This is a genomic window from Candidatus Methylomirabilota bacterium, assembly GCA_027293415.1.
Taxonomy (GTDB): Bacteria; Methylomirabilota; Methylomirabilia; order Methylomirabilales; family CSP1-5; genus CSP1-5.
Genome location: JAPUFX010000151.1, coordinates 1 through 5,428, shown reverse-complemented (window position 1 = coordinate 5,428; position 5,428 = coordinate 1). Strand labels below are relative to the sequence as shown.

At 56.6% G+C, this 5,428-nt stretch carries 6 protein-coding genes; all 6 read right to left on the bottom strand.

Annotated elements, in window-relative coordinates:
* Nucleotides 1–35 precede the first annotated feature (35 nt).
* Nucleotides 36–227 carry a hypothetical protein gene (locus O6929_10865; protein ID MCZ6480887.1) on the bottom strand — a complete coding sequence of 64 codons (192 nt, stop codon included), beginning with the start codon at nucleotides 225–227 and terminating at the stop codon, nucleotides 36–38.
* Nucleotides 228–253: 26 nt separating this feature from the next.
* Nucleotides 254–487, bottom strand: coding sequence for a KH domain-containing protein (locus tag O6929_10860; GenBank protein ID MCZ6480886.1), 234 nt, complete (start codon nucleotides 485–487; stop codon nucleotides 254–256).
* Nucleotides 488–964: 477 nt separating this feature from the next.
* Nucleotides 965–1,780 (bottom strand): PEGA domain-containing protein, encoded by an 816-nt coding sequence (locus O6929_10855; GenBank protein MCZ6480885.1) that lies wholly within the window; start codon nucleotides 1,778–1,780, stop codon nucleotides 965–967.
* Between the two features lie 453 nt (nucleotides 1,781–2,233).
* Entirely contained in the window at nucleotides 2,234–2,545 is a 312-nt protein-coding gene (locus O6929_10850) for a non-heme iron oxygenase ferredoxin subunit (GenBank protein MCZ6480884.1), read from the bottom strand.
* Nucleotides 2,546–3,636: 1,091 nt separating this feature from the next.
* Nucleotides 3,637–4,272 carry a 50S ribosomal protein L11 methyltransferase gene (locus O6929_10845; GenBank protein ID MCZ6480883.1) on the bottom strand — a complete coding sequence of 212 codons (636 nt, stop codon included), beginning with the start codon at nucleotides 4,270–4,272 and terminating at the stop codon, nucleotides 3,637–3,639.
* Between the two features lie 154 nt (nucleotides 4,273–4,426).
* The coding region (locus O6929_10840) for an amino acid ABC transporter substrate-binding protein (protein ID MCZ6480882.1) at nucleotides 4,427–5,428 on the bottom strand (1,002 nt) is incomplete at its 5' end.

The following is a 5,428-nucleotide window of genomic DNA, read 5'->3' as shown; positions in this document are numbered from 1 at the left end:
GGCCGCGATCAGATGCTTGGGGATTTCTTGGTCGGTCATTTGATTCCCGTCAGCTTGATTTTCGTGAGCTCCTGGTTCGTGTTCAGTTCCTCGCAAAGCCTGTCAATCTGCTCATCGGTCAGCGGCTGCACCTCGTCAAACCCCGGGTAAGACTTCTGTACCCATTCCGGTTCCTTCTGAAAGTGGCGTAGGGCTGCGAGGATCGTGGACAGTTCGCGGTAGGTCATGGCTTCTGCCCTCCTCTTTTTTGTCGCTACTCAACAATCTCGAATTTCGTCCGTCGCCCAGATTTGGCCCCGACCGCGTGAAGCAGGGTCCGCATCGCCCGGGCGTTCCGCCCCTCCCTCCCAATCACCCGCCCCACATCTGATTGGGCCACTTTGAGCCTCAGCGTCGTCGTCTCCCCGTCTTCGATCGCCTCCACACTCACCGCATCGGGGTTTTCGACGAGGTTCTTTGCGAGATACTCCAGAAGCTCCTTCAACACGTCCGCCTCCTCAGTGCCGTCGCGGCTCTCGGCGGGAAACCTTCAGGGAGGAGGCCCCTTGCCCCTTGGCTTCCGGTCGGTGAGACACTGATCGTCACCCGATCTCCGAAAACGCAGCAAACCTGGATGGTGTCGCCGTCGATCACCCGGACGACTTGGACCGAAGCCTCGGACTTGGGTACTTCACGCCCGGGTACGTCCTGGGGGATTTGCTCCTGCCTCGACCTTGGCTTCCGATTCAGGCAGTACTGATTGTCGGGGCATCCCGAGCAGTAACCTAGATCACCGCAAATATAGGTTCCGCGATCCGAGGGGCAGGAATGCCAGCGGTGGCAGCCGGAGCGGTGGGCTTGTGCCGGACTCCCGCATAGGGGGCCCAGCACCAGACTAAGTAAAATTGACCAGAGGAGCGATCGTCGATTGCCCATAGCAAAAGGACGGGGTCAGTTGACAAAGGCAGGCATTGAATCCTCGTGGCTAGTCAGTAATATCTTTCTCCTGGGCGGACGTTGTTCCTTCTTCACCTTCCGGGAGGCTTCCTTCGACACCAACCCCGCTAGGCGTTGGCTGTAGACATTCGAAATCTCCCGGCGTGAAGGATATGTTGATTGTTTCATTAGCTCTTTTGAAAGTTATGATCCGAAACCAGATATCATCGCGGGCACAGACAGCCTCCACCAGGGAAGCCCGATCTGTTACAGGAGTGCCGTGGATTTTGGTCACCCAGTCCCCCGCTTGCAGACCGGCGCCCTCACCCAAGCCGCCGGGGTGGACTTTCCCGACCACGAGTATTTCCCCTTCCGACTTCAGCGTCACCCCGAGCTCTGGGATCGAAAATACCTCTTGTGCAGTGGTAATGGATGGCGTCTCGGAAGTCTCAGGCGAAGGACTAAGTATATTAACATCAGCTGGGGTAACATCAGCCGCGCCGAGCTTGGTGAGAGTTATCTGTACGTCATCCTGGGAGAGCTTATACAACCCTCCCGACCCAGCATCCACAGCGAGGCCAATCAGACCACCAAATATGATATTCCCAAACGTCATCCCGGACACCTTACTCGTGATTGTGGAACTAGCCGGTTCGAAGCCTTCCTTTTCCACCTTGATGATGTAGTCTTGCTTTCGGGCAAGCTCGACCCTAAGCGGAGTCTCCCCCCTGTACTCCCCATTGATGGTAACGCGAGCCCCGGAGGGAGAGGAGGAAATCCCGACGGTTTGGCTAGACCCATGCATAATGGTAGCGCACCCCATCAACATTATTACCAGGGCGAGCAGCCCGATAGTCCGGATCATTCCTTGTCCCTCCTTATGCCGGGCCGAGGCTAGGATTTGCTGCATGCCAGCCCGGGTGGATTGATAGGTGCCCCAAAAGCGCTGGTACAGTATCTTCACCATGACGTTCTCCCTCATTACTGGTTAAGGCGTCCAACCCCTCTAAAAATAAAAACGCCCCCCAGGCCGTGCTCCGCCTGAGAGGGCGTCTGAATGTTTGGTGCGCCGTCGAATGGTCCTTGCGGTGGGCGGGAGGCTATGCTCCACCCCGGTTTCATTGGTGCTTCTCCTGAAGGGGGCCTAAGTATCCCTCACCGGGCAAGGGGTGTCAAGCGACGGGCGTCGGGACAACTCGACGCTCGTGGTGTTTTTGGGCTAGGGGTGTCATGCCGGGGGACCGGGTGATAATCAAATTTAAGAAGGAAGGGGAGGTACTCGTCGCGGAGGAGGTCAGGAAGCTCCGCTGATTGATCGTCACTGGCGTTCGATGAGGATATCCTCTCCCTCCACCTTCACCCGGTAGCTGGGAACAGGATCGGTGGCAGGGGGGCTGACGACTTCACCGGTCTTCACATTGAACTGGGCAAGGTGCCATGGACATTCTACGATGTCCCCAGCCAAGTCCCCCTCCGAGAGGGGGCCGCCCTCGTGGGTGCAGGTGTCGCCGATCGCGTAGAAGGTCTCGTTCTCATTGAAGAGGGCGATCCGTTCTCCCTCCAGTTCCACCAGGATTCCCGTTCCGTCAGCAATATCTTTGGTCTGAGCGACCTTGATGAACTCACCCATAGTTCCTCCCTTGCAGCATGGCAATAGGTGCATGACGGTGAACGCGTGAGCAAGGCTAACAGATGGATCATGTGATTGGCAAGGGGGCGATATGAAGCTCAAGGAAAAAGTGGCCCTAGTGACGGGCGGCAGTCGGGGGAAACTCGGCGCTCGTGGTGTTTTCAGAGCTGAAAGGACTCGACACGACCGTTCCTGATGCACGCCTTGGGAATCTGTGGGAGCTAGGGCCTATAGGGGAGCTAGTGTCGGCCTGGGGCGGGCCGGGTGTTCGTACAAAATTCGTACGCGAATGGAAATGCCAGCTTGGACCTCCCTCTTAGTGGAGGTCGTAAACTGGCGTTTTTGCTAGAGCACAAGTGGACTTTCGGGGATTAGGAAACCTCTGCTCTGTCCACCTGAGCTACAGGCCCATCGGTTACTGAGAGTGGTGGGTCCATGCTACGGGATTACAGCACTTGTCGCAAGATGGATTTGATTAGCGTGGGCTTGCTGCTTCACTCTATGGTCCCCTACCCCAGTCGCTGGATGACTGCTTCGGGATCAACGCAACTTAGGCAAGCCTGACACCAATCCCACAGAAATGGCAGAAAAGAGGGTAAAGTAGAGACTTAAAGGAAAGCGCGGAAGTACCTATAACAATGGGGGTTTGATGTTTGGTGCGGACTTCCCTGCAACCCCTTTTTTCAACTTAGGAAACCTCTGACTCGGGAACTACCGGTAGCACCATGGTAGCAGCGTCGTGGAAAGGCTTGATTTGCTGGGACTGGGCGGTAAGGATCTGATTACCAATTAGCAGGTCAGAGGCTCGAATCATCCCCGCCGGCTCCACCTGCCTAATTCACCCAGTCCAATTCAATCTACTCTGACCCCATTGACCCCCGTGAGTTTTTCATGCTTCTAATACCTTCGCGAAGCATGTGTTATGGGCGCATCAGTTTGGTCTCCAGCAGGCCATGCTCCATGCGCCTGTGCAAAACGGGTTGGTCAGGCCTCACATTGGGTCGGCCCGCTCCTCCACATCGGCTTCAGCTGGCCAAATTATCTTACGACTTGCCAGAGGTCACTTCCATGGAAATCCTTATTCTTTAAGCTCACTGCTTACTACCCACTCGACGGGCAAGAACGGCCATCCAGGTGAAACTTCCTGACGGCGGTACGGCAGGAAAAGTCAAATCTTCACTTAACCAATACTGCGCAGTGAGGCCAAGTCGAGCGATTTCCTCCTCGACAAGGGTTTTGTCCACATCCTGAAATCCGGACAGCACCAGCGTGGCCTCGTCTCCACTCAACCGAACTAGTTCAGCCAGTTTGTCTCTCAGTATGGGCATAGGTAAATTCGCCAGCACCAAGTCAAAACGGTCAGCCACCGCCTCTGTTGACCCTCTAACGAGCAGCATCCGGTCCTGCAAGTGGTTAAGCTCAGCATTAGCTCGGCTGGTGACGAGAGCCTGGGGACTGATATCTGTAGCTAGAGCATGCTCCACCCCAAGTTTCAATCCTGCCAGCGCCAAGACCCCGCTGCCGCAGCCCACGTCCGCCAGGGTTCGGCACCGTCGTCGTTTGAGGTCTTGGAGCATGAGACGGAGGCACATCTTGGTGGTGGGATGGCTAGGCGGGAAGGTTCTGCTGGTTTTCAGAAGAACCCATGCCGGGGCTCTAGATGCCAGAAACCGCCACCAGGGAGCACCAACGGCGAGAGAGCCATCAATGCAGTAGTAGAAAAGCACGACGTCACGTCATCGCATAGGGAAGGAGGCGCGTCTCAACAAATAACATTTTATGCTCCGAAGAGCGAATGCACGTCTTGCCACGTCCTCCACACTGAAGCACTTGAATTTATTGAATCCACTGTGTGCAGGGGCGGGTGCCTCTGTCAAAAGGTTAGCGCTTGCTCCACTTGGGTCGCGGGTGGATCAGCTTGCCCGTCGCCCACCTGGTCGGCGCCACGACCTTGTACTCACCGTTCTGAATCTGGCGGAGGATCATGGGCTTGGCGATATTCTTGCCGGTTGCGTCGAATTTGATGTTGCCGTAGAAAGTCTCAATGCTGGTGGCAGCAATCGCGTCGCGGACCTTCTCGGTGTCGAACGAGCCCGCCCGCTCTATGGCGTCGACGTAGACCAGGACTGCCGCCGTCGACTCTGCGGCCTGATACGGCGGCACATAGCCGTATTCCTTTTCGAACCTCTTGGCATAGTCACTGGCCGGGCCGAACCACTTGTCCTTGTAGGTTAGGGGTGGTGCCCACTGGGCTGCGCACAAGGTATAATCGGCGAGCGGACCGAAATTCTTGATCACCTTCGCCGCCTCGCAGTGGGTAATGGCGAGCATTGGCACGTTGATCTTCTTCTGCGAGAGTTGTTTAATGGCTAACGTCGCCCCCTTGGAATGGCCTGAAACCACCAGGACGTCGGGCCTCAGGACCTTCACTTTGGTCAAGGTCGCCGACATGTCGTTCAGCTCGGGCGGGAGCTTGTCGTCGATGACGACCTTCATCTTCCAGCGCTTGGCATCCTCGAGCACGCCGGCGCGGATATCCTGCGAGAACGGATCGTTTTCGATAGCCAAGGCTACCTTCACGGTGCTGGGATCCCTTTTTTGGAGCTGCGCCACCTCGGCGGCCAGGTTAATCGCTTCCCTCAGGTAGAAATCAGACGTCGAGAGCACGGCGAAGACATATCTGTAGCCCTTGTTGAAAATCGATCGAGAGGCGCCGTTCCCTTCCACCATCGGGATCGCGTATTTCTCGGTCACGGGTGCGATCGCCTTGGTGAGGCCCGAGCTGTACGGCCCCAGCATGAACTTAATGCCGTCCTGTACGATCAGCCGTTCAGCGAGCTGCGCGCCACGCGCCGGTGTCGACTCGTCGTCGTAGTACTTGAT

Excerpts from the sequence above, each read along its gene's own strand:
- O6929_10865 (MCZ6480887.1), bottom strand. The coding sequence starts at position 227 with ATGACCTACCGCGAACTGTCCACGATCCTCGCAGCCCTACGCCACTTT.
- O6929_10855 (MCZ6480885.1), bottom strand. The coding sequence starts at position 1,780 with ATGATCCGGACTATCGGGCTGCTCGCCCTGGTAATAATGTTGATGGGG.
- O6929_10850 (MCZ6480884.1), bottom strand. The coding sequence starts at position 2,545 with ATGGGTGAGTTCATCAAGGTCGCTCAGACCAAAGATATTGCTGACGGA.